General features: G+C 65.3%; 26 protein-coding genes. 11 read left to right on the top strand and 15 right to left on the bottom strand.

All coding sequences use genetic code 11. From position 1 onward, the window contains the following. Positions 1–53: 53 nt before the first annotated feature. Positions 54–812 carry an SDR family NAD(P)-dependent oxidoreductase gene (locus tag EDE08_RS24990; RefSeq protein WP_131871574.1) on the top strand — a complete coding sequence of 253 codons (759 nt, stop codon included), beginning with the start codon at positions 54–56 and terminating at the stop codon, positions 810–812. A gap of 38 nt (positions 813–850) precedes the next feature. After that, positions 851–1,525, top strand: coding sequence for a glutathione S-transferase family protein (locus EDE08_RS24985; RefSeq protein WP_131871575.1), 675 nt, complete (start codon positions 851–853; stop codon positions 1,523–1,525). Positions 1,526–1,576: 51 nt separating this feature from the next. Here EDE08_RS24985 and EDE08_RS24980 read toward each other — a convergent pair whose 3' ends face one another. From EDE08_RS24980 to EDE08_RS24975, 3 genes are all read right to left on the bottom strand, one after another. Beyond that, on the bottom strand, positions 1,577–3,436 hold the full coding sequence (locus tag EDE08_RS24980) for an ABC-F family ATP-binding cassette domain-containing protein (RefSeq protein WP_131871576.1): 1,860 nt from the start codon (positions 3,434–3,436) through the stop codon (positions 1,577–1,579). Positions 3,437–3,482: 46 nt separating this feature from the next. Beyond that, complete coding sequence (locus tag EDE08_RS38610) at positions 3,483–3,656, bottom strand: hypothetical protein (RefSeq protein ID WP_165936166.1); 174 nt, start codon at positions 3,654–3,656, stop codon at positions 3,483–3,485. A gap of 212 nt (positions 3,657–3,868) precedes the next feature. Further along, on the bottom strand, positions 3,869–4,123 hold the full coding sequence (locus tag EDE08_RS24975; RefSeq protein WP_028178706.1) for a hypothetical protein: 255 nt from the start codon (positions 4,121–4,123) through the stop codon (positions 3,869–3,871). A 313-nt stretch (positions 4,124–4,436) separates the two neighbouring features. On the opposite strand from EDE08_RS24975, the gene ndk reads away from it, so the two are divergent. From ndk to EDE08_RS24960, 3 genes are all read left to right on the top strand, one after another. After that, entirely contained in the window at positions 4,437–4,859 is a 423-nt protein-coding gene (gene ndk, locus EDE08_RS24970) for a nucleoside-diphosphate kinase (RefSeq protein WP_035670008.1), read from the top strand. 44 nt (positions 4,860–4,903) lie between these two features. Then, a complete protein-coding gene (locus EDE08_RS24965) occupies positions 4,904–5,764 on the top strand; it encodes a TerC family protein (RefSeq protein WP_131871577.1) in 861 nt (286 codons plus the stop codon). A 445-nt stretch (positions 5,765–6,209) separates the two neighbouring features. Further along, on the top strand, positions 6,210–8,450 hold the full coding sequence (locus tag EDE08_RS24960) for a TonB-dependent receptor (protein ID WP_502700636.1): 2,241 nt from the start codon (positions 6,210–6,212) through the stop codon (positions 8,448–8,450). A gap of 7 nt (positions 8,451–8,457) precedes the next feature. Here EDE08_RS24960 and EDE08_RS24955 read toward each other — a convergent pair whose 3' ends face one another. From EDE08_RS24955 to EDE08_RS24935, 5 genes are all read right to left on the bottom strand, one after another. Then, entirely contained in the window at positions 8,458–8,769 is a 312-nt protein-coding gene (locus EDE08_RS24955; RefSeq protein WP_131871578.1) for a DUF3240 family protein, read from the bottom strand. Next, positions 8,766–11,840 carry an efflux RND transporter permease subunit gene (locus EDE08_RS24950; protein WP_131871579.1) on the bottom strand — a complete coding sequence of 1,025 codons (3,075 nt, stop codon included), beginning with the start codon at positions 11,838–11,840 and terminating at the stop codon, positions 8,766–8,768. Before EDE08_RS24950 ends, EDE08_RS24955 begins: the two co-directional genes overlap by 4 nt. Further along, positions 11,841–12,917, bottom strand: coding sequence for an efflux RND transporter periplasmic adaptor subunit (locus tag EDE08_RS24945; protein ID WP_245524889.1), 1,077 nt, complete (start codon positions 12,915–12,917; stop codon positions 11,841–11,843). It lies immediately after the preceding gene. Positions 12,918–13,709: 792 nt separating this feature from the next. Further along, positions 13,710–14,273: a cytochrome b/b6 domain-containing protein gene (locus EDE08_RS24940; protein WP_131871580.1), complete on the bottom strand. Its 564-nt coding sequence runs from the start codon at positions 14,271–14,273 to the stop codon at positions 13,710–13,712. An 11-nt stretch (positions 14,274–14,284) separates the two neighbouring features. Then, positions 14,285–14,563: a PepSY domain-containing protein gene (locus EDE08_RS24935; protein ID WP_131871581.1), complete on the bottom strand. Its 279-nt coding sequence runs from the start codon at positions 14,561–14,563 to the stop codon at positions 14,285–14,287. Between the two features lie 133 nt (positions 14,564–14,696). Here EDE08_RS24935 and EDE08_RS24930 point away from each other — a divergent pair, with 133 nt between their 5' ends. The 3 genes from EDE08_RS24930 to EDE08_RS24920 are packed head-to-tail and all read left to right on the top strand — an operon-like array spanning position 14,697 to position 17,094. After that, positions 14,697–15,023, top strand: a complete 327-nt coding sequence (locus EDE08_RS24930; protein ID WP_131871625.1) for a PepSY domain-containing protein — start codon at positions 14,697–14,699, stop codon at positions 15,021–15,023. Next, the gene (locus tag EDE08_RS24925) at positions 15,023–15,688 is read left to right on the top strand and encodes a response regulator transcription factor (protein ID WP_131871582.1); all 666 of its coding nucleotides are present in this window, start codon (positions 15,023–15,025) and stop codon (positions 15,686–15,688) included. The genes EDE08_RS24930 and EDE08_RS24925 overlap by 1 nt, the downstream gene beginning before the upstream one ends. Beyond that, entirely contained in the window at positions 15,685–17,094 is a 1,410-nt protein-coding gene (locus EDE08_RS24920) for a sensor histidine kinase (protein WP_131871583.1), read from the top strand. Before EDE08_RS24925 ends, EDE08_RS24920 begins: the two co-directional genes overlap by 4 nt. Before the next feature lie 3 nt (positions 17,095–17,097). On the opposite strand, the gene ppx is transcribed toward EDE08_RS24920, so the two are convergent. The 4 genes from ppx to EDE08_RS24900 all read right to left on the bottom strand — a co-directional run bounded on the left by ppx (position 17,098) and on the right by EDE08_RS24900 (position 22,316). After that, the gene (gene ppx, locus EDE08_RS24915) at positions 17,098–18,600 is read right to left on the bottom strand and encodes an exopolyphosphatase (protein ID WP_131871584.1); all 1,503 of its coding nucleotides are present in this window, start codon (positions 18,598–18,600) and stop codon (positions 17,098–17,100) included. A 15-nt stretch (positions 18,601–18,615) separates the two neighbouring features. Next, a complete protein-coding gene (locus EDE08_RS24910) occupies positions 18,616–20,805 on the bottom strand; it encodes an RNA degradosome polyphosphate kinase (RefSeq protein WP_165936180.1) in 2,190 nt (729 codons plus the stop codon). Positions 20,806–20,959: 154 nt separating this feature from the next. Further along, entirely contained in the window at positions 20,960–21,637 is a 678-nt protein-coding gene (locus EDE08_RS24905) for a P-loop NTPase family protein (protein WP_131871585.1), read from the bottom strand. Between the two features lie 136 nt (positions 21,638–21,773). Then, the gene (locus EDE08_RS24900; RefSeq protein WP_028180509.1) at positions 21,774–22,316 is read right to left on the bottom strand and encodes a CDP-alcohol phosphatidyltransferase family protein; all 543 of its coding nucleotides are present in this window, start codon (positions 22,314–22,316) and stop codon (positions 21,774–21,776) included. 156 nt (positions 22,317–22,472) lie between these two features. On the opposite strand from EDE08_RS24900, the gene purM reads away from it, so the two are divergent. After that, entirely contained in the window at positions 22,473–23,546 is a 1,074-nt protein-coding gene (gene purM, locus EDE08_RS24895; protein WP_131871586.1) for a phosphoribosylformylglycinamidine cyclo-ligase, read from the top strand. Further along, positions 23,546–24,199 carry a phosphoribosylglycinamide formyltransferase gene (purN, locus tag EDE08_RS24890; protein WP_165936167.1) on the top strand — a complete coding sequence of 218 codons (654 nt, stop codon included), beginning with the start codon at positions 23,546–23,548 and terminating at the stop codon, positions 24,197–24,199. Before purM ends, purN begins: the two co-directional genes overlap by 1 nt. A 128-nt stretch (positions 24,200–24,327) precedes the next feature. Here purN and EDE08_RS24885 read toward each other — a convergent pair whose 3' ends face one another. The 3 genes from EDE08_RS24885 to EDE08_RS24875 all read right to left on the bottom strand — a co-directional run bounded on the left by EDE08_RS24885 (position 24,328) and on the right by EDE08_RS24875 (position 25,392). After that, positions 24,328–24,744 carry a type II toxin-antitoxin system VapC family toxin gene (locus tag EDE08_RS24885; RefSeq protein WP_131871588.1) on the bottom strand — a complete coding sequence of 139 codons (417 nt, stop codon included), beginning with the start codon at positions 24,742–24,744 and terminating at the stop codon, positions 24,328–24,330. Beyond that, positions 24,741–25,121 carry a hypothetical protein gene (locus EDE08_RS24880; protein WP_131871589.1) on the bottom strand — a complete coding sequence of 127 codons (381 nt, stop codon included), beginning with the start codon at positions 25,119–25,121 and terminating at the stop codon, positions 24,741–24,743. The genes EDE08_RS24885 and EDE08_RS24880 overlap by 4 nt, the downstream gene beginning before the upstream one ends. 64 nt (positions 25,122–25,185) lie before the next feature. After that, on the bottom strand, positions 25,186–25,392 hold the full coding sequence (locus tag EDE08_RS24875; RefSeq protein ID WP_028180514.1) for a cold-shock protein: 207 nt from the start codon (positions 25,390–25,392) through the stop codon (positions 25,186–25,188). A gap of 380 nt (positions 25,393–25,772) precedes the next feature. Here EDE08_RS24875 and EDE08_RS24865 point away from each other — a divergent pair, with 380 nt between their 5' ends. After that, positions 25,773–26,951, top strand: coding sequence for an autotransporter outer membrane beta-barrel domain-containing protein (locus tag EDE08_RS24865; protein WP_131871590.1), 1,179 nt, complete (start codon positions 25,773–25,775; stop codon positions 26,949–26,951). Positions 26,952–26,958: the final 7 nt, after the last annotated feature.

Raw genomic sequence — 26,958 nt, 5'->3', positions numbered from 1 at the left:
AACGGCGCCGCAGCGGTGTCGCGTTCCGGAGACCAGCCCATGAAGGACCGACCATGACCAAGCAGATCGCACTCATCACAGGCGCCAGCCGCGGCCTCGGCCGCAACATGGCGCTTCACCTCGCCCGGCGCGGTGTCGCCATCATTGGCACCTATCGCAGCGGCGCGGCAGAGGCCGACACGCTGCGCCAGGAGATCGAGGCGCTCGGCGGGAAGGCGGTGATGATCGCGCTTGACGTCAGTGATACCGCGAGCTTCCCGGCGTTTGCCGCAAGGGTCGCCGACGCGTTGAAGACAGAGTTCGACCGTGAGCGGTTCGACTTTTTGGTCAACAACGCCGGCCACGGTCTGCACGCGCTTTTCGCCGAGGCCACCGAGGAACAGTTCGACTCGCTGATCGGCGCGCATCTGCGTGGTCCGGTCTTCCTGACGCAAAAGCTGCTGCCGCTGATGGCGAACGGCGGGCGCATCCTCAATGTCTCGTCGGGCTTCGTGCGCGTCACGATGGCGGGCTACGGCCTCTACGCGGCGGCGAAGGCGGCGCTTCAGACGCTGACCAAGTTCATGGCGGTCGAGCTCGGCGCGCGGCAAATCCGCGTGAACGCGATCGCACCGGGCGCCATCGCAACCGATTTCCTGGGCGGCATCGTCCGCGACGATGCGAACGTGAACACGTTTGTCGCGCAAACCATCGCGCTCGGCCGTGTCGGCCACCCCGACGACATCGGCGGCGCGGTCGCGGCCATGCTGTCCGACGACATGGGCTGGGCGAACGGCACGACCTTCGACATTTCGGGTGGTCAGGCGATCTGATCTTCGCGTCGCTCTTTCACCTGGAAAGAGAGGCCATCATGCCCGACCCGAGCCTGACACTCGTCAGCCACCCGCTCTGCCCGTTCGTCCAACGCGCCGCGATCGTTCTTCTGGAAAAGGGCGTGCCGTTTGAGCGGATCAACATCGACCTCTCGGCCAAGCCCGACTGGTTCCTGGCGCTATCTCCGACCGGCAAGGTCCCGCTGCTCAAGGTGCGCCAGGCCGACGGAGAGGACGCGATCCTCTTCGAAAGCATGGTGATCTGCGAGTATCTCGAGGAAGCGCAGGGCGGCGCGTCGATGTATCCCGACGATGCGCTGCTGCGCGCCCGGCAGCGCGCGTGGATCGAGTTCGCCACGCCGACCCTCGCCGATGCCTGGCAGTTCCTCAACGCCACCGACCCTGCGGTCGCGGACGCCAAGCGGGCAGCGTTCCGCGACCGGCTAGAGCGGATCGAGGCCGAGCTGGGCTCAGGGCCGTATTTCTCCGATGCCGATTTCGGCATGGTCGATGCAGTTTACGCCCCGCTCTTCCGCTATTTCGGCATCATCGACCCCGCCGTGTCGCAGGCGATCTTTGGCGACCTTCCGCGCGTCTCGGCGTGGCGGTCGGCGCTCGCAGTGCGTCCCAGCGTCAGCGGCGCGGTGGTCGAAGACTATGCCGAACGCTTCCGAAAACACCTGCGCCAGCACCAGGCGCTCCTCGCGGTCTGACGCCGGCTGCGGACGCACGTCTGTGCATAGGGAGGTTTTGATGGGGCGACGCTAGCCCGCCGCCTCGTCAAACTGCGTGCTCGCTTCGAGCCATTGCTCCTCCGCGCGCGCCAGCGCGTCGGCGGCATTGGCGCGGGCCTTCGACAATTGCGCGGCCTGCTTGGGATCGCGCGTAAAAATGTCGGGCAGGGCGAGCGCGGTGTCGATCTTCGTGATGATCTCGCTGACGCGGGCGATCTCGGCCTCGGCTTCCGCGATGCGCTTCTTCAGCGAGCCGCGATTGTCCGACCTTGGACGCTGCGGCTTCTCAGCCGGCACGCTGTGCTCGCGCGGGGCGTCCGCGTTGCGCGCCGACAGCACCAGGCGGCGGTATTCGTCGAGGTCGCCGTCGTAATTGGTCACGGTGCGGTCGGCGACGATCCAGAGACGATCGGCGCAGGCCTCGATCAGGTAGCGGTCGTGCGAGACCATGATGACGGCGCCGGGGAATTCGTTGATCGCTTCGGCAAGCGCGGCGCGGCTGTCGATGTCGAGATGGTTGGTCGGCTCGTCCAGGATGATCATGTTGGGGCCGAAGAAGGTCGCAAGACCCAGCAACAGCCGCGCCTTCTCGCCGCCCGACAATTTGCCGGCCTTGGTGTCGGCGGCCTTGCCGGAGAAGCCGATCGCGCCGGCGCGGGCGCGCACTTTCGCCTCCGGCGCATCGCCCATCAGCTTGCGGACGTGATCGTAGGCGGAGGCGTCCTCGTTGAGCTCGTCGAGCTGGTGCTGCGCGAAATAGGCGATCGACAGCTTGTCCGCGCGCGTCACCTTGCCCGAGAACGGCGCCAGGCGTCCGGCGAGCAGTTTCACCAGCGTCGATTTGCCGTTGCCGTTGGCGCCGAGCAGCGCGATGCGGTCGTCATTGTCGATGCGCAGCGTGACGCGGTTCAGCACCGGGCTCGCCGGATCGTAACCGACCGAGGCGTTGTCGACCGCGATGATCGGCGGCGACAGGATCTTCTCCGGCGCGGGGAAGCTGATCTCGCGCACATCCTCGGTGACCAGCGCCGTGATCGGCTTCAGCCGCTCCAGCATCTTGACGCGCGATTGCGCCTGGCGCGCCTTGGAGGCCTTGGCCTTGAAGCGATCGACGAAGGCCTGCAGGCGCGCACGCTCGGCCTCCTGGCGCCTGACCGCCTTCGCGTCGAGCAGCTCGCGCGCGGCGCGCTGCTCCTCGAACGAGGAATAGGTGCCCTTGTAGAGCGTGAGCTTGCCGCGCTCGAGATGCAGGATCTGGTCGACCGAGCTTTCCAGCAGGTCGCGGTCGTGGCTGATCACGATCACCGTGCGCGGATAGTGCGCGAGGTGGTCCTCCAGCCACAGCGTGCCTTCGAGATCGAGATAGTTGGTGGGCTCGTCGAGCAGCAGAAGGTCGGGGGCCGCGAACAGCGTGGCGGCGAGCGCGACGCGCATGCGCCAGCCGCCGGAGAATTCGGCGCAGGGGCGCAGCTGGTCGGCAGCCGAGAAGCCGAGGCCGGAGAGGATCGCGGCGGCGCGGCTCGGCGCCGAATGCGCGTCGATGTCGACGAGCCGGGTCTGGATCTCGGCGATCCGGTGCGGATCGGTCGCGTGCTCGGCCTCAGTGAGCAGCGCATCGCGTTCGAGATCGGCCTTGAGCACGACCGTGATCAGGCTTTCGGGACCGTTCGGCGCTTCCTGCGCGAGGCTGCCGATGCGCCAGCGCGGCGGAAGGGTCACCGAGCCGTGTTCCGCCGCTAGCTCGCCGCGGATCACCTTGAACAGCGTCGACTTGCCGGTGCCGTTGCGCCCGACCAGGCCGACGCGTGATCCCGGCGTGATCTGCACGGAACTCTGGTCGATCAAAAGGCGTCCGGCGAGACGGATGGAGAGATCGGTGATCGCAAGCATGCGGCCTTGTCACCGCAAGGCGCGTCGAACGCAACCCGTTTTTCCGTCAGTGCGTCTCGCGCTCGCGCCGCTGCAGCTCGTTCAGGAGCTGCTCGAGATGGGTCGGCAGGCGCGGTTCGGGCCGGAGGCTCTGCTGCAGCCGCTCGCCCACGGCATCGCAAATCGAGCGGCTGGTCCGCCGGTCGATCTGTTCGCTATCATTGGCAAGGAGGCCAGCCATCGCGGGGTTCCGTGCTCTCAAAGTAAGGACAAGGTACCAAGTCATTGCCGCCCAAATAGTTTCGCCGGCGGCAGCCGATGCCGGGCATTCTCGTAAAAATTGTATGAACCAAGCCTTTTCCGCTCAAGGCAAAGCCCCGGCGAGGGGGCGCCGGGGCTTCTCCTGGAGGGTACCTGGGGGGCTTGGGTACTCTCGGGAAGGTGCTGACGGGCTCAGTAGCAGCGGTTGATCAGCCGCCAGCGGGGTCCCCAGGGGGTCGGGACCAGCCGGCGCACATAGCAGCCGCCATAACCGTAGGAGACGGGACCGCCGGCGTAGAAGCGCGGTCCGCCCCAGCCGTGGCCGTGGTGCCAGCCGCCGCCGTGCCAGCCCCGGCCGCCGTGCCAGTGCGCGGAGGCCGAGGTCGGTGCCAGCGCGGCACCCAGCGCGACCGCGGCGACGGCGGCAAGCGAAAGTTTCCTCCACATGGTGATCTCCTGAAGACTGCCGGCGCGGGGCTATCGCGCCGATGGAAAGGCCGCCGAAACGGTCCGCCTGATGATCAGGCTTCGGTTTCGATGGGTCCGACCTTACGCCGGTGAAGCTGAACCGATCCCTGACGGCGGTTTCAGATTGGGTTCATCTGGGTGAAATCGTTGTCATCCATGCTGGAATTGGCAGCCGCCCCCGCGGCAAGCGCCTGTGCGGACCGTTTCGGCGGGTCGCTTGCCGTCCGGCGAAGGCGCCGATATAAGCCCCGCAACTCCGAACCGCCGCTTTCTTCTTCCCAAGGACAACATTATGGCCATCGAACGCACTTTCTCGATCATCAAGCCCGACGCGACCGAGCGTAACCTGACCGGTGCGGTCAACGCCGTGATCGAGAAGGCGGGCCTGCGCATCGTCGCGCAGAAGCGCATCCGCATGACCAAGGAGCAGGCCGAGACCTTCTACGCCGTCCACAAGGCGCGCCCGTTCTTCGGCGAACTCGTCGCCTTCATGACCTCCGGCCCGGTGGTGGTTCAGGTTCTGGAAGGCGAGGGCGCGATCGCCAAGTACCGCGAGGTGATGGGCGCGACGGATCCGGCCAAGGCTGCCGAGGGCACCGTCCGCAAGCTCTACGCAAAGTCGATCGGCGAGAACTCGGTGCACGGTTCGGATGCGCCGGAGACGGCCGCGATCGAGATCGCGCAGTTCTTCTCGGGCAACGAGATCGTCGGCTGATCGATCGGCCGACAGGTTAGGGACGACGGGCGAAAGGACTGATTGTGGACTGGCTTTGGCAGATCTTCGATCCCGCTACGATCGGGGCATTCTTCACCCAGTTCCGCAACGAAATGGCCGAACCGACCTTCTGGATTGCGGTCGGCAAGATCATCTGGATCAACATCCTGCTCTCCGGCGACAACGCGCTGGTGATTGCGCTCGCCTGCCGCGGTCTCTCGCCGCGCCACCGGCTCTGGGGCATGATCTTCGGCGCCGGCGCTGCGGTGATGCTGCGAATCATCTTCACCGGCATCGTCGCCACCCTGATGGGGCTGCCGTACCTCAAGCTCATCGGCGGTCTCGCGCTGATCGTGATCGCGGCCAAGCTGCTGGTGCCGGAAAACGATGACGAGGACGACGTCGAGTCCGCCTCGCATCTGTGGCACGCCATCCAGATCGTCGTGGTCGCCGACATCGTCATGAGTCTCGACAACGTCATTGCGGTCGCCGCCGCGGCTAATGGCAGCGTGCCGCTCCTGATCCTCGGCCTCGCCATCAGCGTGCCGCTGATCGTCGCCGGTGCGGCGCTGATCATGGCGCTGCTCGCAAAGCTGCCGGTCCTGGTCTGGGCCGGTGCGGCGCTGCTCGGCTGGGTCGCGGGCGAGGTTATCGCGACCGACCCGGGCGTCGCGCCGAAGCTGCACACGCTGCTCGACGGCCCGCTGGGCACCTCGCTGGACAGCATGCTCGGCGCGCTGCGCATCCCGCCGCAGTTCGGACATGGCGGGGCAGGCGGCGAATATCTCTGTGCCATGCTCGGCGTCGTGGTCGTGCTGGTGGTCGGCTACATCTGGCGCCGACGCAGCCTGACCCTGGCAGCGCTCGAATCCTCCGAGCGCCACGCCAAGGCCTCGGCGGAGTGATGCTGCGGCTCTGATCGGCGCGGCCTTCCTCTCCAGCGATGAGAGGCGACCACATCACCGGGACGCGTGCCGCGTCGGCAGGACGCGAGCGATCACCGGCCACAGGTTCTTCGGCGCAGGCGCCCGAATCCCTCCATCGTTGCGACGTGTGACCGGCATGCATCGCGCTTGGCAGGAGCTCGCGTCGTGCGCGCGGACGTTGCGTGGAGAGTCGCCCTGTGCAACCCTCACGCGATTTAGATCTTGTCTTATTATAAACTACTGAGATTCAAGGGTACTTTCGTTGACTCGACGAAGGTTCCCACGGCACCTCGCCCCGACGTTCATGTTCATGAAATCGGAAGGTGCGATGTCGTCGAAAGTGCTTTGTCGTCCTGTTGCCGTTGTTGCCGCTCGCATCAAGACGCTTCTGACGTGCGCCAGCCCGAGAGCCTTCGCAGTTTCCGTGGTCTCCATTGTCGTGTGCAGCGACGGCGTCCTGCACGGCACCAGCGCGCAGAGCGCCGCGCCCAAGGCGGCGGGGGGAAGCACGTTGCCGGCCGTGACCGTCACCGCAGACGCGCCGAAGCCGCGCGTGCGTCCACGGGCCAATCCAGTCAGGAGGGCGGGCCGCGGCGCGCCTGCGAATGATCGGGCTAAGCTGCAGGCGGAAGCTAATCCGACGGCTGCGAGGCCCGGCGCTCTGCCGCCGACCTACGCAGGCGGGCAGGTGGCACGTGGAGGCCAGGTCGGCTTGCTCGGCAACAAGGATTTCATGGATACGCCGTTCAACATCACGAGCTACACGGCGAAGAAGATCGAAGATCAACAGGCCGTCACCGTCGCCGACGTCGTCAGCAACGATCCTTCGGTCCGTTTCACCGGCCAGGCTGGCGGCATCCTCGACTCCTTCTTCATCCGCGGCTTTCCGATCGGCGAGGGGAATGTCGGAGAGATTGCCTTCAACGGCGTCTATGGCGTTGCGCCGAACTACCGTGTGTTCACCGACTACGTCGAGCGCATCGAAATCATCAAAGGCCCGACCGCGCTGCTTTACGGCATGGCGCCAAACAGCAGCGTCGGCGGCACCATCAACATCGTTCCGAAGCGTGCAGGGGACGTCGACCTCACGCGGGTCACGACCGACTATGCGACGAGCACCCAGCTCGGCACCCATGTCGACGTGAGCCGGCGGTTCGGCGAGAACCGCGAATTCGGCATTCGGGTCAACGGCAGCTATCACAACGGCGATACGCCGCTGGACAACCAGAGCCGGGAGGCGCATGTCGGCTCCGCGGCGTTCGACTATCGCGGCGAGAAATTCAGAGCCTCGCTCGACTTCATCGATCAGGAGGAAAAGTTCGACTCGCCCACGAGGCCGTTTCTGGTGGCAACCGGCGTCGCCGTCCCGACCGCGCCGGTCGGGCGGCGCAATGTCACGCAGTCCTGGGAATGGGCCAAGGTCCACGACAACTCGCTGCTGGCGCGCGCCGAATACGATGTGACTGACGCCGTGACGGTGTTCGCTGATGCCGGCGGTGGCAGGACGCAGGTCGATCGTCTGTTCGGGACGCCGACGATCCTGAACGCGGCGGGCAACACCACGTCGACGCCGGGACGGTTCAAATTCGACATCGACAGGAACGTGGCCGACGCCGGCCTTCGCGCCCGGTTCGACACCGCAGCGATCAGTCACGCCGTGACCTTCCAGGGCAGCTATTACATTGACGAGGTTTCGCGCGGCTCGGTGAACGGCACGCCGGTGCTGTCCAACATCTATGCGCCGATCGCTCGTCCCCAGCAGCTCGTTCCGGCTCCCGCGACCGTGCCGAAGCTGTCGGACACCGAGCTGACCGGTCTTGCGCTGGCCGACACCATGTCGGTTTTCCAGGAGCGCCTTCAGCTGACCGTCGGCGTCAGGCAACAGGGCGTCAAGTCGAACAACTACAACACCACCACGGGAGCCGTGACCTCCGCCTACGACCAGACGGCGTACACGCCGATGGTCGGCGTCGTCGTCAAGCCCTGGAGCCACGTTTCGCTCTACGCCAACTACATCGAAGGGCTCAGCAAGGGCGACGTCGCTCCGACGACGGCGAGCAATCAAGGAGAGGTCCTGGCGCCTTATTTCAGCAAGCAGAAGGAAGCGGGCGTCAAGGTCGATCTCGGCATGCTCGCCACCACGATCAGCTTGTTCGAGATCACCAAACCCTCGGGACAGCTGGGCCTCGACAAGATTTACCGGGCGGATGCCGAACAGCGCAATCGCGGCGTGGAATTCACCGTGTTCGGAGAATTGCAGCCGGGAATTCGCGTGCTCGGCGGCGTGACGCTGATCGACGCGGAGCTGACAAAGACGAGCACGGCAGCCAATCTCGGCAAGACGCCGATCGGCGTGCCCCAGGTGCAGGCCAATCTGTCCACCGAATGGGACACCCCGTTCGCACCGGGACTGACGCTGGTCGCAAACGCTGTCTATACCGGGCACCAATATCTGGATGGCGCAAACACGCAGGTCGTTCCGGCCTGGACCAGGCTCGACCTTGGTGCCCGCTACGCCACGCGGATCAACAACCGGCCAGTGACGCTGCGGGCCCTGGTTCAGAACGTGTTCGACACCAATTACTGGGCTGGCGTCGCAAGCTACTCGGCACTCGCGCAAGGGGCGCCGCGGACCCTGCTGTTGTCGATGTCGACGGATTTCTGAGGTGGTTTCAATCAATCGTGCCGAATTCGGTGACGGGCATCGTCCAATAGACGAGCTTGCTTCCGGCAAATGAGACCCGCAGCCGGTCGAGCAAGCTGTCGGCATCGCTCCTCGCCAGGATCATCTGCACCGCCGTCTGATCGGCGTGCCCCTTGACGCGTTCGGCGGCCGTCCGCAATCGAACGTCCGCGCCGTGACCCGCGCCGTGCGATGCGGTGAATCCCGAAACGAGGTCGGTCTGTTCGGCGAGATAGTCGAACACCTCCTCGCGGAGCTGACGCGGTACGATCAGCGTGAGGCAGACCGGTCCATCGATCATTTCGCCACCTTCGACGTTCCGCCGTAGCGGCGATACAGGATCGGCAGGAGAATCAGGGTGAGCAGGGTGGAGGACATCAGCCCTCCGATCACGACGACGGCGAGCGGCCGCTGCACTTCGGACCCTGGCCCGGACGCGAACAGCAGCGGGATCAAGCCCAGCGCCGTGATGCTCGCGGTCATCAGCACCGGCCGAAGCCTGCGCATGGCGCCTTCGACGACGATACGATCCTCGCTCAGGCCATGGGCCCGGAGTTGGTTGAAGTAGGACACCAGAACGACTCCATTGAGGACGGCGATGCCGAGCAGCGCGATGAATCCGACCGAGGCCGGCACCGACAGATACTCGCCCGTCAGGACCAGTGCGAAGACGCCTCCGATCAGGGCAAAGGGAATGTTGACCAGCACCAGCAAGGCCTGCCGGATGGCGCCGAATGTGGTGAAGAGCAGCAGGAAGATGAGACCGATCGCGACCGGGACCACGATGGACAGGCGCGCGGCGGCGCGTTGCTGGTTCTCGAACTGCCCGCCCCAGGTCAGCCGGTAACCGCTCGGGAGCGAAAGTTCGGTCGCAACCTTCTGGCGGGCCGCTTCGACGAAGCCGACCATGTCGCGGCCGCGGACGTTGGCGCGAACGACGCTCATGCGCGCGCCGTCTTCGCGGTCGATCTTCACCGGCCCGTCCACGCGCTGGATTCGCGCGACCTGCGACAGCGCGACATGCTGTCCGGACGCGAGCGTCAGCGGCAGGCTCGCCAGCAGCGTCGGCGCCTCCCTAGTCGTCTCGCTGCCGCGGACGAGAATGGGGGTGCGGCGGCCCTCCTCGAGCGCCGTCCCGATCGTTCGGCCCTCGATCTGGGTACGGAGCGAGTTCACGATGGAATCCACGGTCAGGCCGAGGCGGCCGGCTTCCATGCGATTGACCGCAACCGTGTAGTATTGAGCGCCTTCGTTCAGCGTGGTGTAGACGTCCTCGGCGCCGTCGATGCCGGACAGGATCGCCGACAGCTTGGCCGCGGCTTCGTTCAGCCTGGCGATGTCGGGGCCGAAGATCTTCACGGCGACGTCGCCACGCACGCCGCTGATCATCTCCTGCACGCGCATGTCGATGGGTTGGGTGAAGCTGAGCGAGATGCCCGGAAAGCCGGACAGGACCTCGCGGAGCTTCTGCAGCAGGGCCTCGCGATTATCGGTCTGCCTCTCGGCAGCGGGCTTGAGCACGAGGAACGTGTCGGTCTGGTTGGGCCCCATCGGATCGAGGCCGAGTTCGTCCGATCCGGTCCGCGCGACGATGCCGGCAATATCGGGCACGGCCAGAAGTGCCTTCTGGAGCCGGACATTCATCGCAAGCGACTCGTCGAGGTTGACGGACGGAAGCGTCTCCACGCTGACGATGACATCGCCTTCGTCCATCGTCGGCATGAAGGTCTTGCCGAGCTTGGTATAGGCGAATCCCGTGGCGACCAGGCAGATCAGCGCCGCAGCCATCACCTTGCGCTCGTTCTTCAGGGCCCAGTCCAGTGCAGGCGCGTAGACCCGCTGCGCCGCACGGACCAGCATGGGATCGCCATGCGACCCGGACTTGAGCACATAGGAGGTCATCACCGGGATCACGGTGAGCGCCAGCAGTAGTGAACCGGTGAGCGCGAAGATGATGGCGAGCGCGACGGGGATGAACAGCTTCCCCTCCAATCCCTGCAGCGTCAGCAGGGGTATGAACACGATGATGATGATGAGGACGCCCGAGGCCACCGGCTCCAGGACTTCGCAAACCGACCGGTACACCAAGTGGATCAGCAGAGCAGCTTTGCCCGGTTCGTGCTTGCCGAGATTGCCGACGATGTTCTCGACCACGACGACCAGCGCGTCGATCAACATGCCGATCGCGATCGCAAGTCCGCCGAGGCTCATCAGGTTGGCCGACATCCCGACCACGCGCATGACGATCAATGCGAAGACGATGGCGAGCGGCAGGCTGAGAGCGATCACCAGCGAAGCCCGCCAGTTGCCGAGGAAAAGCAGCAGGAGAACGATGACGAGGGCGGTCGCCTCGCCGAGCGCCCGCACCACGGTGCCGACCGCGCGGTTGACCAGGTGGCTGCGGTCATAAAACACGTTGATGGAGACGCTTTTCGGCAGCGAGGGCTGCAGCTCCGCGAGCCGGGCGCGCACGTCGCGGACGAGCTGACCGGCGTTGGCGCCGCGCAGGCCGAGGACGAGGCCCTCGACCGTCTCGCCGCGGCCGTCCGACGTGACTGCGCCGTAGCGGGTCAGCGTCCCGACTTTGACGCTCGCCACGTCGTTGACCATGATGGGCACGCCCTCGCGGGTGTCAACGACGATCGCCTTGATGTCTTCGACCGATCGGATGCTGCCCTCGATCCGGACCAAGGCGCTGTCCTCGCCCTGGTTGACCCGTCCGGCACCGTCGTTGCGACTATTGGCTTCGATGGCCCGGCGAAACAGCTCGTAGGAGATGCCGCGCGCGGCGAGCGCATCGTTGCGCGGGACGATCTCGAAGGCGCGGACGTACCCGCCGAGCGCATTGACGTCCGCAACGCCGGGGACCGTTCGCAGCGCAGGACGGATCACCCAATCCAGCAAGGTTCGGCGCTCGGCGAGCGAAAGCTCGGGACTGTCGATCGTGAACATGAACATCTCGCCGAGGGGGCTCGTGATCGGCGCAAGACCTCCGCTCACTCCGTCGGGGAAATCACGCGCGATGTTCGATAGCCGCTCCGATACCTGGTTGCGCGCCCAGTAGATGTCGGTGCCGTCCTCGAAGTCGACGGTGATGTCGGCCAGTGCATATTTCGTGGTCGAACGAAGGACCTTCTTGTGCGGCAATCCGAGCAGTTCGAGCTCGACGGGGACCGTGATGCGCTGCTCGACCTCTTCGGGCGTCAGGCCCGGCGCCTTCATGATGATCTTCACCTGAACCGGAGAGACATCGGGAAACGCGTCGATCGGCAGGCCGGGCAGGAGGACGGTGCCGGCGCCCACCAGCAGCAGCACACTCAGCAGAACGAACAATCGCTGCGAAAGCGCGAACGCAACCAGGCGCTGGAGCATCTATTGCCCCAGGCCCGAGAGAATGCCGCGAAGCGCCGAGATGCCGCCGATCGCGATCTCGTCCTGCTCCGTGATGGGACCGGACACCACGACATGGTCCTGGTCGTCCGCAACAAGCTTGACCGGGACCAGCCGGAAGCCACCGGCTGTGGCAACGAACACCGAGGTCCGTTCGCCCCGCCGGACCAGCCCATGATAGGGAATCTCCCACGCGCTTTCGCCGGCGGAGAGAAAGCCGATGCGGGCAGCGGCGGTCTGACCGGGATGCAGCTCTCCGTCGTTGGGGATTTCTGCACGAACCAAAATGGTCTGAGTTGCAGGGTCGATGGTCTCGGAGACCAGCACGACCTTGCCGGGGGTGGAATAGCCCTCGATCTCGACTTTCGCGCCGGCGCGGATCGCGCGAATATTGGCTGCAGGAACTGCGATTTCCGCCCATAGCGGTGAGAGCCGCGCCAGCTTGACGAGCGGCGCGGATTGTTCGAGCCGCTGCCCCGGCGACACTGCGACCTCGACGACGGATGCGGTTTGCGGCGCATTGACCGTGAGCGTCGCGCTGATCGCCGCTTGCTGGCCGAGCCGAGAAATGGCTTCGTCGGACATCCCGCTCAGATGCAGCATCTGACGCCGCTCGGCGACCACGAGAGCGGCCTGGCGCGCTTCCGCCTGGCTGGCCTCCAGCACGCGCTGCGGCACGGCCTTGCCCTCGAACAGATCGGCAGTCCGCTTCAGCTGCTGGCTGGCGAGATGCTCCTGGGCGATCGCGTGCAGGTAGTCGCGCTGCTGGGAGACGAAACTTGGGCTCTCCAGCGTGACGAGCGGTTGGCCGGCCGAGGCGTGGTCACCGCGCCCGACGAGGAGAGTGGCGACCATGCCGGCCACCGGCGCACTGACGACCCACATTTGCGGTGTGGGGATCACGATCTTGACCGGATAGGGCAGCGTCAGATCGGTCCGGATCGCGACCGGGTGGGTCACGCGCACTCCGAGATTGCGCGCCTGAGCATCGCTCAGCTTCAGCTCATCCTCCGCCATCGCCATGGAAGGAAACAAGCTCAATGCAATCGCAACGAGCATACCAGCGAGCTCGCCCCGAGAAGAGGCGGGAAGGAGAGTTTCGTGACGGACTCGCATGAGGAATATCCCACGCTCACCGGCGAGCGAAGTGCTGTTCGATTGCGTGTTTGGCTTACTCCACCACCGCGTTGGTGAGTTGATCTGCCTCAAGCGGCTCAAGCGGCTCAAGCGAGACAGCCAATTGGGAAGGCTGCCTGCCGTCCATTGAGCGTTTCGGTTGATGTCGCTCAATTCCCTCGCAGCCGCAGAAGCTAGGCTGTGGTCGTACCGTTTGGAGAGGCGGCAGTGAGACCAACCAACCTTGCTTCGATCCTGGCGACCGGCTTTGCTGTGCTGGTCGGGCTCATGCAACCAGCGCTCTCCTATAGCGGAACGATACGGGACCCCTGGAGTTCTGCGCACATCGAAATGCTGCCGCCCGAAATCCGTGCAGACGTGCGGAAATGGGACACGGCGTGCGGTGGCCCAATCGCTGCCGCCCAACGCTTTGCTCTCTATCTGACCGTGCCCGGAGCTCAATTCCTGGCTCTTCATTTCGACGATTTCCATTGCCGTAACAGGGCTGTTCATTGCGGGCCCACAGGTTGCCTGCACGAGGTGTATGTCTTGAAAAGCGGTCGTTATAGGCGTGTGCTTGCCGTCCGCGCTTACGACGTTCGGCTGTCCTCTTCCCACGATCAGGCCTTCCTTGAAGTTCGGGACGCGAGCGGCAAGGGCCGGACGCTGCGGTGGAACGGGAGCCGATTCGTCGAGAGATAGCGAGAACCTGTCGTATCGGCTCCCCGGCCCCGGTCACGATGGACGCTTCCTTCCCGTGATCATCGCCTTCACCAGATTCTCGCTGTGCTCGAAGCTCGCCAACAGGACGCCAAGCACATGGACGACGACGAGGCCGATCGTGAGGTTGGCGAACGCCTCATGCATCTCCTCGACCCATTTTGCCCCCCAGAAGGTACCGGTCGTCATCATGTAACCGGTGGAGCAGGTGACGATCAGCGTGACGATCAGCGCCACGACCATCGTGCCGCCGGCTGGATTGTGGCCGAGATAACGCGGCGCCCTGAGCAACGCCACGTCGCGCATGTAGGCGAGCACCGCGCGTGGCGAGCGCACGAAATCGCTGAAGCGCGCATTGCGCGGCCCCACGAAGCCCCACGCGATCCGTAGCGCAAGCAATCCGGCAATCGTGTATCCGGCGGCGATATGGACGTTCTCGATCTCGTCACCCGTGGCATAAGCGAGCAGAAACAGCCCGGCCAGCGACCAATGGAACACGCGCACGAAGGGGTCCCAGACCTTGACCGATGCCGGCGGCGTTTCGCCGCCGGCCTCGATCCCGTCGTTGATGGCGCTCATGGTGGCGCCCTCTACAGCTGGCCGACGATCTGGCCATTGGTCGGATCGACGAACAGTTCGACCCGGCTGCCGGACTTGTCGATCGTATAGAGTTCGCCGCAGGCGTTCTTGAGCTTGGCCTTCTGAACCTTGTAGCCTTGGGCCTCGATCCTGGCCTGGAGTTCTTCGAGCGGCAGCCAGCGGGTTGTCGGGGCTGCCGTGCAGGGACGCCCGAGGCTGCCGGCATGAGCGGTCGCGGCGGCCGCGAGCAGGGCGCCGGCAGCTGCGGTGAAGATGGTGATCTTGCGCATGGTTCTCTCCGGTGTGCATGGCCCGGCCACATCATGCGGCAAGGCAATGCGTGGACATTGGCAGAAGCGCCCTGACCGCCGCCTGTTGATCCACGTCAGCGATCTGTCAGGTCGATTGCGGCATACTTCATGGATGCAGCCATCTCGCTTTCTGGAATTTCTCGCGGTGCCGTTGCTGGTGGGAGTCCTGCTCCCGTCGGTGCCTGCGGCCGCAAGCGACCACGATAGAGGCGCGCCCGACGCAGTGCGCCACGCGGTCGAGGCAGGCGAGATCAAGTCACTCGCCGACATCCTCGCATCCGTCCGTGGCAAGCTGCCGGGTGAGGTTGCCGGCGTCGAAATAGAGCGTGAGCGCGGCCGCTGGATCTATGAGTTTCGCCTCGTCGACGACAAGGGCCGCCTCTACGAAGCGTATGTGGACGCGCGCAGCGGCGAGATTGAACGCATCAAGGAGAAGTGATGCGGCTGCTGCTTGTGGAGGATGACCGACGGATCGCCGCCGATGTGGAGAAGGCGCTACGCGCGGCCGGCTATGTCGTCGAAACCGTTCGCAACGGCGAGGAAGCGTGGTTCCGCGGTGATACCGAGGACTACGGTGCCGTCGTCCTGGATCTCGGCTTGCCCGGCATGGACGGTCTGGCGGTCCTCAAGCGCTGGCGCGCCAACGGAAGGTCGATGCCGGTGCTGATCCTGACGGCGCGGGGCAGCTGGGCCGAGCGCGTCGATGGGATCGACGCGGGCGGCGACGACTACCTGCCCAAACCGTTTCGCATGGAGGAATTGCTGGCGCGGCTGCGCTCGATCGTGCGCCGCTCGGCGGGGCATGCCTCGCCACGGATTGTTGCGGGCGATGTCGAGCTCGACGAGCGTCAGATGAAGGTGACGTTGCGCGGCGTACCCGTCGCGTTGTCGCCGTTGGAATACCGCCTGATCGCCTTTCTCCTGCACCACCGCGGCCGCGTGGTGTCGCAGCAAGAACTCGACGAGAACGTTTATGGCCACGGCGAGGACCACGAGTCGAACGCGCTCGAGGTGCTGGTCGGTCGAGTGCGCAGGAAGCTCGGTGCCGACCTGATCGAGACCAGGCGCGGCTTCGGCTATCTGGTACCGGAGATGTCGCCATGAGCTGGGGCTCGCTGCGGCTGCGACTGGTCGCCGGCGGGCTTGTAGCTATCCTGATCGCGCTGACGATTGCCGGCGCGGGGCTGACGCTGCTGTTCGAGCGCCACGTCACGCGCACCATCGGCGATGACCTCGACATCTATCTGAAGCAACTCGTCGCGGGTATCGACGCCGATGCGCAGGGCAAGCTGGTGGTGGGCCGGCCGCCGGCCGATCCGCGTTTTTCCGATCCACTTTCGGGCTTGTACTGGCAGGTGTCGGACGACGGTGGTCAGGTGCTGCGTTCGCGTTCGCTGTGGGACACGGCGCTGGATCTGCCGCAGGACGAGCCGTCGCCGAGCGAACTGCACCGTCATGTCGTTCCCGGGCCTGCGAACGCACGGCTCCTGGTCAGTGAACGCCGCGTGCTGCTCACCATCGGCGACCGCCGTACGCCGGTGCGCGTCGTTGTGGCGGCCGATCTCGCTCGCGTGTCGGCCGCCGGCTCGCAATTCGCCATGGAGCTGACGCTGGCGCTCGGCCTGCTGGGGCTGGTGCTGGCGGCGGCCACCTCGATCCAGGTCGGGCTGGGCTTACGTCCGCTCGACGCACTTCGCCGCGGCGTCGCGGAGGTCCGCTCCGGGCAACGCAAGCATCTGCCCGCCAATGTCCCTGCCGAGGTGACGCCTCTGGTGGAAGAGGTAAACAGCCTGATCGACGCACAGGAACGCGAGATCGAGCGTTCGCGCAGCCGTGCCGCTGACCTGGCGCACGGGCTGAAGACGCCGCTCGCCGCACTCGCCGCCGATGTCGCACTATTGCGCCAGCGAGGTGAGCAGAACGTCGCCCTGGCAATCGAAGCCGTCGGCGACACGATGAGCCGTCACGTCGACCGCGAGCTGGCACGCGCCCGGGCGCGGGGGACGGCACGACAGCGCGGCGAAGTTTCCACGCCCCTCAGACCGCTCGTCGAGTCCCTGGTGCTTACGCTGGCGCGCACGCCCACTGCGCAGCGGCTCGAATTCAAGATCTGCATAACGGGCGAGCCGAGCGTGCCGCTCGATCGCACCGATCTGGCCGAAGTGCTCGGCAATCTCCTGGAAAATGCCGCCCGTCACGCCAAGAGCAAAGTACGTATTGCTGCCGATGCCACCGCGAATCCGGCGATCTCGGTCGAGGACGACGGGCCGGGAATCGCGTCCGCTGAACGCGCCCGCGTGCTCGAACGCGGTGTAAGGCTCGATGAGCGCGGCGACGGCGCCGGCCTCGGCCTTGCGATCGTTCAGGACGTGCTCAGTGCCTATGGATGGCAGCTTGTTCTCGCCGATTCCGAACTCGGCGGACTGAAAGCCGTTGTCGCGCCGGAGGACAGCCGTGACCAGCCGCTCGTTGCGCGCCCCGACGGCCAGGCAGCGTCGCGCTGCTTCTGATTGTCAGCGCCTCACGATCGAGCCGGCACGGCCGATCAGGCGGGCAAGCTGGCGGAAGCGGCTGCCAACTCGGTCGGCGACGAGGTCTCCGAGCCGGTGCTCGAACACCAGCATCAATTTACGGCCCTCGCTGCGGAAATGCGTGGCGGGCAGGACGCCCGGACGCGCCGCCGAGATCAGGTGGGCGACGCGGAATGCAGCGCCCAGCAGGCGCGCGCGTTCGAGCTGGGCTGGCGTCAACAGCTCCTGCATCGTGGTCGGCGGCTGGTTTTCCTCGCTCAGGCCGGCATAGCGATAGAATACGGACAGGCCGACGAAGGCGCGCTCGGTGTGGGTGATCGCGCCGAAATTGGCGTTGACGACGAGGCTGAGCGTCTGCTCGCCGCGATGGTCGGGATGCACACGCCAGCCGATGTCGGACAGCAGGCACGCGGTGCGGCGCAGGCGGCGGTCCTCTTCGGTCTCGCGCAGCTTCACGACGCGCACGAGGCGGTCGGTCCAGGCGATCAGCTCGCGGGCGTGCTTCGCCGAGCGTGACAGCAACTGGTTCAGCTCCTCGGCCGCGCAGATCAGCCCGTCCTTGTTGCGTTCGGTCTCCGGCAGCTTCTCGTGCAGCAGGCCTTCGCGCACACCGAAGGTCGAGAACACGATGTTCTTCGGCTTTGCAACGCGGATGACGTGCTCGAGCACAAGCGCCGCATAGGTGAGCAGCGGGCGCCGCGCATCGGCTACGATCTCGATGTCGGCGAGCATGTCGGCGGCAGCGAGGCGACGGAGACGGCGGGAGAAGTCGAGCGCCTCGGCGGACGAAATCGAATAGCCGTGCATCACCTGGAGCGGATAGCCGCTCTGGATGATGTGGATGCGCGCGAGCGCGCGCCAGGTGCCGCCGACGGCGTAGAAAGTGCGACCGCGGCCTGCGGTGAGCTGCGGCAACTCGTCGAGCTCCTCGCGCACGATGCGATCGGCGCGCTTGAGCGATTTGTGCGCGAGGTCCTGGAGTGCGAGACCGCCGAGCGGCAGCGTCACGCCGCTGCGCACGCTGTTCCTGCGCACGTCGATCAGCTCGAGCGAGCCGCCGCCGAGGTCGCCGACGATGCCGTCGGGAAGATGGATGCCGGAGATCACCCCCAGCGCCGACAGCCGCGCCTCGCGGGGTCCTGACAGGATCTCGATCTGCACCGCACAGATGCGCTCGGCCTTGGCGATGAAGTCGGGGCCGTTGGAGGCGTCGCGGCAGGCCGCGGTCGCAATTGCGAACACGCGCCCGACCTGCATCACGCGGCACAATGCGCGGAAACGCTTGAGCGAGGTCAGCGCCTTGTCGACGGCGTCGGGCGCGAGCAGACCCGTGCTCTGCACCTCGCGCCCGAGGCCGCACAGGGTCTTCTCGTTGAAGATCGGGATGAGGCTCCGCGTCAGTCCCTCGTAGACGACGAGACGGACCGAGTTGGAGCCGATGTCGATAACCGCGACGCTCGAGCCGCGCTTGCGCGGCCGCTTCACGTCGCGGATCCCCGATCAGGATGGATGACGTTCGTTCCGGCGCGTGAGACGACGCGGCGAGGATTCCTTGAGCGACTTTCCACGGCCAGACAGACTCGGATTTGTCATGAAGTAGTTGTGGACGTTGAAAGGCTCCTCGCCTTTCGCGGTCTTCATACGCGTTGACGACCCGTCCGGCAACAACTGCCAGCTCTGCTCATTGTCCTTCAGATTGGCGACCATGATCTGTTCGAGAACCTGCTGATGCACCGTTGGATTTTGCAGCGGGCATAGCACCTCGACGCGGCGGTCGAGGTTGCGCGGCATCATGTCGGCGGACGAGATATACACAGCCGCTTTCGCGCTCGGCAGGCCCTGGCCCATGCCGAAGCAGTAGATTCGGCCGTGTTCCAGGAAGCGCCCGATGATCGACTTGACGCGGATGTTCTCCGACAGGCCGGGGATGCCGGGCCTGAGGCAGCAGATGCCGCGCACCACGAGCTCGACCTGGACGCCGGCCTGGGAGGCCTCGTAGAGCGCGTCGATGATGTCGGGGTCGACCAGCGCGTTCATCTTCATCCAGACCGCGCCGGTCCGGCCGTGCCGCGCATGCGCAGTCTCTCCCTGAATGTGCTCGATGATGCGCTTGCGCAGCGTCAGCGGCGACACCGCCATCTTCTCGAGGTCGCTGGGCGCGGCATAGCCGGTGATGAAATTGAACACGCGCGCGGCATCGCGGCCGATGGTCGGATCGGAGGTAAAGTAGGAGAGGTCGGTGTAGATGCGCGCGGTGACCGGATGATAGTTGCCGGTGCCGGTATGGACGTAAGTCGTGAGACTGCCGCCCTCGCGGCGCACCACCATCGAGAGTTTTGCGTGCGTCTTCAGTTCGAGGAAGCCGTAGACGACCTGCACGCCGGCGCGTTCGAGATCGCGCGCCCAGCGGATGTTGGCTTCTTCGTCGAACCGCGCCTTCAGCTCGATCAACGCCGTGACCGATTTGCCGGCTTCGGCCGCTTCCGCGAGCGCGCGCACGATCGGCGAGTTGTTGGAGGTACGGTAGAGCGTCTGCTTGATCGCGACGACATCAGGGTCGCGCGCTGCCTGCTGGAGGAACTGCACCACCACGTCGAAGGATTCGTAGGGGTGATGGACGACGAGGTCCTTCTGCCGGATCGCGGCAAAGATGTCGCCGCCATGCTCGCGCACGCGCTCGGGATGGCGCGGCACGTAGGGGGTGAATTCGAGGTCAGGCCGGTCGAGTCGGGTGAGCTGGGAGAGCTCGTTCATGGCGAGCACGCCGTCGACCAGGAACACCTCGTCATCGGCCGCCGACAGCGCATGCTGCACGAAGCTGCGCAGCTCCTCAGGCATCTTGGCGTCGATCTCGAGCCGGATCACGGATCCGCGGCGGCGGCGCTTCAGCGCGGTCTCGAACAGGCGGACGAGGTCCTCCGCCTCTTCCTCGATTTCGAGCTCGGAGTCGCGGATGATCCGGAAGGAGCCCTGGCCGTGCAGATTGTAGCCGGGGAACAGGCGGTTGATGAACAGAGCGGTCGCCTGCTCCAGCGAGATCAGGCGCACCGTGCCCTCGGCGGGCAGGCGGATGAAGCGGTCGATCTTGCCGGGCATGCGGATCAGCGCGTTCATCTGTTTGCCGTCGGCGGCGCGCGTGAGCTGGAGCGCGATGGTGAAGCCGAGGCTCGGAATGAACGGGAAGGGGTGGGCCGGATCGATCGCGAGCGGCGTCAGCAGCGGGAAGACGTTGTTGAGGAAATAGTCCTCGACCCAGGTCCGTTCCGACTTGGAGACGTCCTTGCCGTCGACCAGCACGATGCCGACCTCGGCCAGCGCGCTGCGCAGGTCGCGCCAGATCGCCTGCTGGTCCGAGGCGAGCTGGGAGACGGTGCGGTTGATCAGGGCGAGCTGCTCCGACGGCGTCAGGCCGTCGGGGCTGCGCTCGGCAATGCCCTCGCGCACCTGGGCCTTGATGCCGGCGACGCGGACCATGAAGAACTCGTCGAGGTTATTCGCCGAGATCGACAGGAATCGCACCCGCTCCAGCACGGGGTGGCTGGGATTGACCGATTCCTCCAGGACGCGGCGGTTGAAATGCAGCCAGGACAGCTCGCGGTTGATGAACCGTTCGGGACTGGATGCGATCGCCGGCAGGCCCTCGGCTTCCGGGGCTTTTTCTTTAATTTCAACAGCTTGCGCAGAGTCCATCAGAAGTCGGTCCATCCTGTCTCGCCTCACTTTGCGACTTATGCGCAAAACCCGGGGGGAGCATGTGTTACAGCGATGACGTTTCGATGACATTGATGTTCCGCCGTTCCGCCGCGTCAAGCCGTTGCAGAAGGCGTTGGGCCTACGGGGCCGATCAGGCGTCCCGGAGCAGCTCGGCGGCGAGCGCCCGGGTCACGGGACGGCCGAGCCGGAGGGCTTCGCTGTCGAGCAGCTCCACGGCCTGCCGGGCCGCGGCCGAGGACCGCTCCAGGCGGGTGGCGAGGTAGCCGACGACGCTCTCGTCCACATTGAGCTGGCGGTCGGCGCAGAATTTGACGATGAGGCCGCGAAAGAGCTGGTCGTCGGGGGGCAGCAGCGCGACCACCGGAACGGCCCGCAGACGCGAGCGCAGGTCACGAAGCTCGATCTCCAGAGCGGCCGGCACCTCGCGTCCGGTGAGGAGGACGTAGGCGCCGTCCTCGCGGGCGAGGTTCATCAGGTGAAAGAGGGCACGCTCGTCGAAATCCTTGGCCTTGAGATCCTCGACCACCAGCGCGCCGGTGGCGAGCGCGCCCGGAACGCCTGCCGCGGTCAGCGCATTGGCCGTGGTCGAACGGGCGCCGGCTTCCTCGGCCCAGATCGCGGCGAGATGGCTCTTGCCGCTTCCTTCCGGGCCGGCCAGCCACATGATCCGGTTCGGCCATTCCGGCCAGCTGTCGATCAGGCCGAGACCGGCCGCATTGGCGGGGCCTTCGAGAAAGTTATCCCGGCTGAGGCTCTCCGCATGCGGAAGTGCGAACGCCAATTGTCGGGGATGGACGCGGCCTGCCACGCTTGCTTTGCTCCATGCCGGCGCGCCGGCCCGTTTGAGAGGTTCGACTTGATCGCGCGGGACTTGTTCGTGCGAGACGTGATCTTGCGAGACTTGATCTTGTGAGACTTGGCCTTTTGCGGGGCCGCATCCCGGCTCATTTGGCCTCGATCGTGCTCATGTGCCGCAGCCACTCGACGAGATAGAGCGACACGGAGGAGAGCGTGAAGATCGTGACGAGGCCCATCAGGATGATATCATAAGGTGCCGGCTTGAAGCCGAAGGCAAGCGCCGCCAGCACCAGCGCCGCGAACGCCACCTGTGCCACGGTGTTGAGCTTGGATACCTTCGACGGCTTCATCTCGACCGGCCGGTCGAACAACCAGGATACGATCACGGCGGCGACGATCATGATGTCGCGCGAGACCACCAGGATCACGATCCAGCGCGGGATCGCGCCCCAGATGCCGAGCGCCATGTAGATCGAGACCAGCAGTGCCTTGTCCGCGAGCGGATCGAGCAGGGCGCCGAGTTCGCTCGTCATGTTGAAGCGCTTGGCCAAAAAGCCGTCCACGGCATCGCTGATGCCGGCGATCAGGAAGACGGCGAAGGCGACCTCCATTTGGCTCGACACGATGGCCCAGACGATGATCGGGACCAGCATGATGCGGCCCAGGGTAATGATGTTCGGAATACTCACGAAAGCGCTTCCCGGCACCCGGTCTGACCTCGAATCCGGCCCCCGCGGGAGGCTGAACCGGTTGATATCTACATAGTATAGGCAGGAGCGCCATGCGAGCCATTGCGTGTCCCCGGAATTCGACGTAACCAGCCGCAAACCCACTGGAAATCGGGCATGACCGACCGCAAAAACGGCCTCACTTACGCCGATTCAGGCGTCGATATCGACGCGGGCAACCGCCTGGTCGACCTGATCAAGCCGATGGTGCGCGCCACCGCACGGCCGGGTGCCGACGCCGAGATCGGCGGCTTCGGCGGCCTGTTCGACCTCAAGGCGGCCGGCTTCAAGGACCCGGTCCTCGTAGCCGCGACCGACGGCGTCGGCACCAAGGTCAAGATCGCGATCGAGACCGGGCTGCATGGCGGCATCGGCATCGACCTCGTTGCCATGAGCGTCAACGACCTCGTGGTGCAGGGCGCCGAGCCGCTGTTTTTCCTGGACTATTTCGCCTGCGGCAAGCTCGATCCCGAGGCCACCGCCGCGATCGTCGCGGGTGTTGCGGAGGGCTGCCGGGAATCCGGCTGCGCCCTGATCGGGGGCGAGACCGCGGAGATGCCCGGCCTCTACAAGGACGGCGATTATGACCTCGGCGGCTTTGCCGTCGGCGCTGCGGAGCGCGGTACGCTGCTGCCGCGCAAGGACATCGCCGCGGGCGACGCCGTGATCGGTCTTGCTTCATCAGGCGTGCATTCCAACGGCTTCTCGCTGGTGCGCAAGATCGTGGAACAATCCGGTCTCGGCTTCGCGGCACAGGCGCCGTTTGCGCCCGTGATGACGCTCGGCGGCGCGCTGCTGACGCCGACGCGGCTCTACGTCAAATCCTGCCTGCGCGCGATCCGCGAGACCGGCGCGGTGAAGGGGCTTGCCCATATCACCGGCGGCGGCTTCACCGACAACATCCCGCGCGTGCTGCCCAAGCATCTCGGCGTGGGCATCGATCTGGCACGCCTGCCGGTGCTGCCGGTGTTCAAATGGCTGGCGGCGCAGGCCGGCATCGCCGAGCTGGAAATGTTGCGCACCTTCAATTGCGGCATCGGCATGATCGCGATCGTCGAGCCCGACAAGGTCGATGAGGTCGTCGAGGTCTTCACCGACGCCGGCGAAACCGTGGCGCAGCTCGGCACCGTGATCCCGGCCGAAGGCGAGAATCGCGTCGTCTATAACGGCCACCTCGATCTGGCGCTGTGATGAAGCGCCGCGTTGCCATCCTGATCTCCGGACGCGGCTCCAACATGGCCGCGCTGATCAGGGCCGCCGCTGCCGCGGACTTTCCGGCGGAGATCTCGCTCGTCATCTCGAACAAGCCCGATGCGCTCGGACTCGAAAAGGCGAGGGCGAGCGGCGTGAAGACCGAGGTGATCGAGAGCAAGCCGTTCGGCAAGGACCGCGCCGGCTTCGAAAAGGTGCTGCAGGCAGCGCTCGACCGGCATGGCATCGAGCTGATCTGTCTCGGCGGCTTCATGCGCCTGTTCACGGCGGAATTCACCAGGGCCTGGTACGGGCGGATGCTCAACATCCATCCCTCGCTGCTGCCGTCGTTCCCCGGCCTCGACCCGCACGGCCAGGCCCTGCGCGCCGGCGTCAAGCTGTCGGGCGCCACGGTGCATTTCGTCATCCCCGAGACCGACGCCGGGCCAATCGTGATGCAGGGCGCGGTGCCCGTCAGCGACCACGACACGGGGGACACGCTGTCCGAGCGCATCCTCGAAGTCGAGCATCGCATCTATCCCGAAGCGCTGCGGCTGCTCGCGACCGGCAAGGTCCGGATCGAAGGTGATGTCTGCAGGACGGAGGGCAGCGGAACCTCGGAGAATTTTCTGGTTGCGCCGGTGGTGCGCTGAGCTGGGCACCTCAGGCTTACTCGATGTAACCTGCTGCCTCGCCATTGCGCACATATCAGTAGACGCGGAAACTCGCGGTCGTTCCTCTCCGGCAAGTCGGGTGCGCCGTTCGATCATCCGTCTATCGCTCACGGCGTGGCAAACGGATCGAGCAGAGCTACTCCGGTCGATTCGATATCGGCGATGTTGCGCGTCACCAGCGTCAGGCCATGGACCTTGGCTGTGGCGGCGAGCAGGCTATCGACGAGCGGCAGCGGATTAGGAATTCCAAGAAAGGCCCAAGTCTCGGCAACGGTTTCATCGATGGGAAGAACCCGTTCGGCGAGTCGTGTCCTCATCTGTGAAAACCATCGGTCGAGAGATTTCGCCTGGAGCGGATCGCTTCGCCTTTTCAGTTCAATGCCTCGGCGAATTTCGGCCAGGACCAAAACGCTGGTTCCGATATCCGAGGCCGGCGTCTGATTGACCCAACGAATGACGTTCGGGTCGGCACGCTCGCGTTTTCGTATTTCGGAAATGACGTTGGTGTCGACCAGAAATTTCACAAGTCGACCTCTCGCCAGCCGTCACGCCGCGGCTGATCGAACACTCCGTCGAAGGCTTCATCGGGAAGCTCGGAGCCAAACACGTCGAAGGCTGTCTTGACGTCGGGATCGAGGAGGGCGCTGGCGAGGGTCGATCGAAGTGCAGCGGCTCTATCCGGTTTGTCGCGCAGAGTTTCCGCCAGGGCGCGGATGAGGCTCGCGTCCTTCTTGGCGGCCTGGACTTCAACTCGTACCAGACCGCGCGCCGCGGCGCGGCGGCGATGGGTGCGGGTGGCCTTTCGCTGGGATTTCGTTGCCACAGCTCGCCTTCTAAGGATATCTCCGGAGATATAACCGGGAATGCGGGTAAGGTCCATCCGCAAAAGATTGGTTCCCAAACAAAATCCCCCGGCAGAGCCGGGGGCAACGTCATGATCCCTCGCTTGTCAAGCTCGAGAGAAATCAGGAGACCTTGAGGTTTTCCGCGGATGTCTTGCCGCGGTTCTCCACGAGGTCGAATTCAACCGCCTGGTTCTCGTTGAGGGTGGAGAGTCCAGCACGCTCGACGGCGGAGATATGGACGAATACGTCCTTGTCGCTGCCGTTCGGCTTGATGAACCCATAACCCTTGGTCGGGTTGAACCATTTGACGGTGCCCTTTTGCGGCATCGCTAGTCTCCTCCACTAGATAAAAAAGACGCGGCCGCTTTTCGCGCGCCACGCCACAAACGGGTTTTCCGGAAGCCTGTTCGAGTCTTGAGTCTCAATGTCGCGAAACGCACAGCAGAGCGGCCAATTCCGATTGTGTCCGATATTGCAACATGAAAATCGCGCGGTAGCAAGCAGAGTGCGAATTTCAAGACCGGGGTGGGCACCATCGCCTGCAATTTGCGACCTGTGGCCGCGGAACCACAATCGAGGGCAATAGCCTCGGAGACAGCGGGCCAACCGGTTGACCCTTCGTTGCAGTTCGGCACAAATCGCCACACGGCGCGAGCCGCTCGTGTTGCATTTTTGCGGGCCGCCTTTTGCTTTGGGATTTTGTCGTCATGCGCTGCACCTCGCAGCCGTCCGGGACACGGCAGACGATCGGGCTGGACCGCGTCCGCCGGATCGCGGCAGCGGTCGCCAAGACCTTTGCAGCCGTCGCGCTTGCGCTGGTCGTAACGGTGTCGGCCGCGACGTCCGTCCTGGCGCAAAGTCCGACACCCACTCCGACCCCGACACCCACGCCGACACCGTCGCCGACCCCGATCCCGATGCCGACCGCGACCAATTACGATCAGTCGGCCGGCAACAGCATGCTCAATTTCGGCTCGGGATTTCTGGAGCGGCTGGGCAACCAGGCCGCCAATGGTTTCAACCGGTCGTTCCGGACCAATCCCGGCGGCGGCGGTGCCTCCGCGAGCACGGAGGATCCGCGCTACCGTACCTGGTTCGAGGGCTACGGCATCTCGGTCCGTACCGAGGCGCAGGGCGATTTCGTCGGCGACAAGCGCAGGACGTTTGGGGGCGTCGCCGGACTCGGCGCGCGGCTCGCGCCCGGCGTCAACATCGGCTTCTCTATCGACCAGAGCCACACCGACATCGACGTACCGCTCGCGCTTCAGTCGGCCACGCTCGACCTGACCCAGCTTGGCTTCAATGGTTCGGTCGACAAGGGTCCATGGACCTGGGCCTTTGCCGTGGTGCACGGCTTCGGCAAGGTCCAGTCCAGCCGCGATACCGGCCTTGGCCTTGCGAGCGCCGGCTATCGCGCCGCGGTCGACGGCGCGCTGACCGAGATCAGCTATTACTGGACCAGGGACCAGATGCGCATCGTGCCCAAGGGCGCGCTCGAATATGTGCGCGCCACCAGTGCCGCGTTCCAGGAATCCGGCGGTCTCGATCCGCTCAGCGTCGGCTCGACGGTGCTCTCCCGTGCACGCGTGATGATCGGCGCCGAGATCGGCCGTTACTTCATCTTCGACCAGAAGATTCTGGACCTCTCGGCCTACGGCAAGCTCGTCGACAATTTCCACCAGGACCTGGGATCGATTCAGGTCAGCCTGGGCGCCCAGAGCATCGTGGTCCCCGGCATCGGCGAGAGCCGCTACGGCGCGGATGCCGGTGCCTCGGCTTCGTTCAGCCTGACCAACGTGGCACGGCTTTACGTCAATTACGACGGCAAGTTCCGCAACGAGCTCACCTTGCACCAGGGTACTGTCGGCTTCGAATACAAATGGTGAGCTGAAG

The sequence above is a fragment of the Bradyrhizobium sp. R2.2-H genome, assembly GCF_004346455.1.
GTDB classification, from domain to species: Bacteria; Pseudomonadota; Alphaproteobacteria; order Rhizobiales; family Xanthobacteraceae; genus Bradyrhizobium; species Bradyrhizobium diversitatis.
This window is presented reverse-complemented; position numbering and strand designations above follow the sequence as displayed.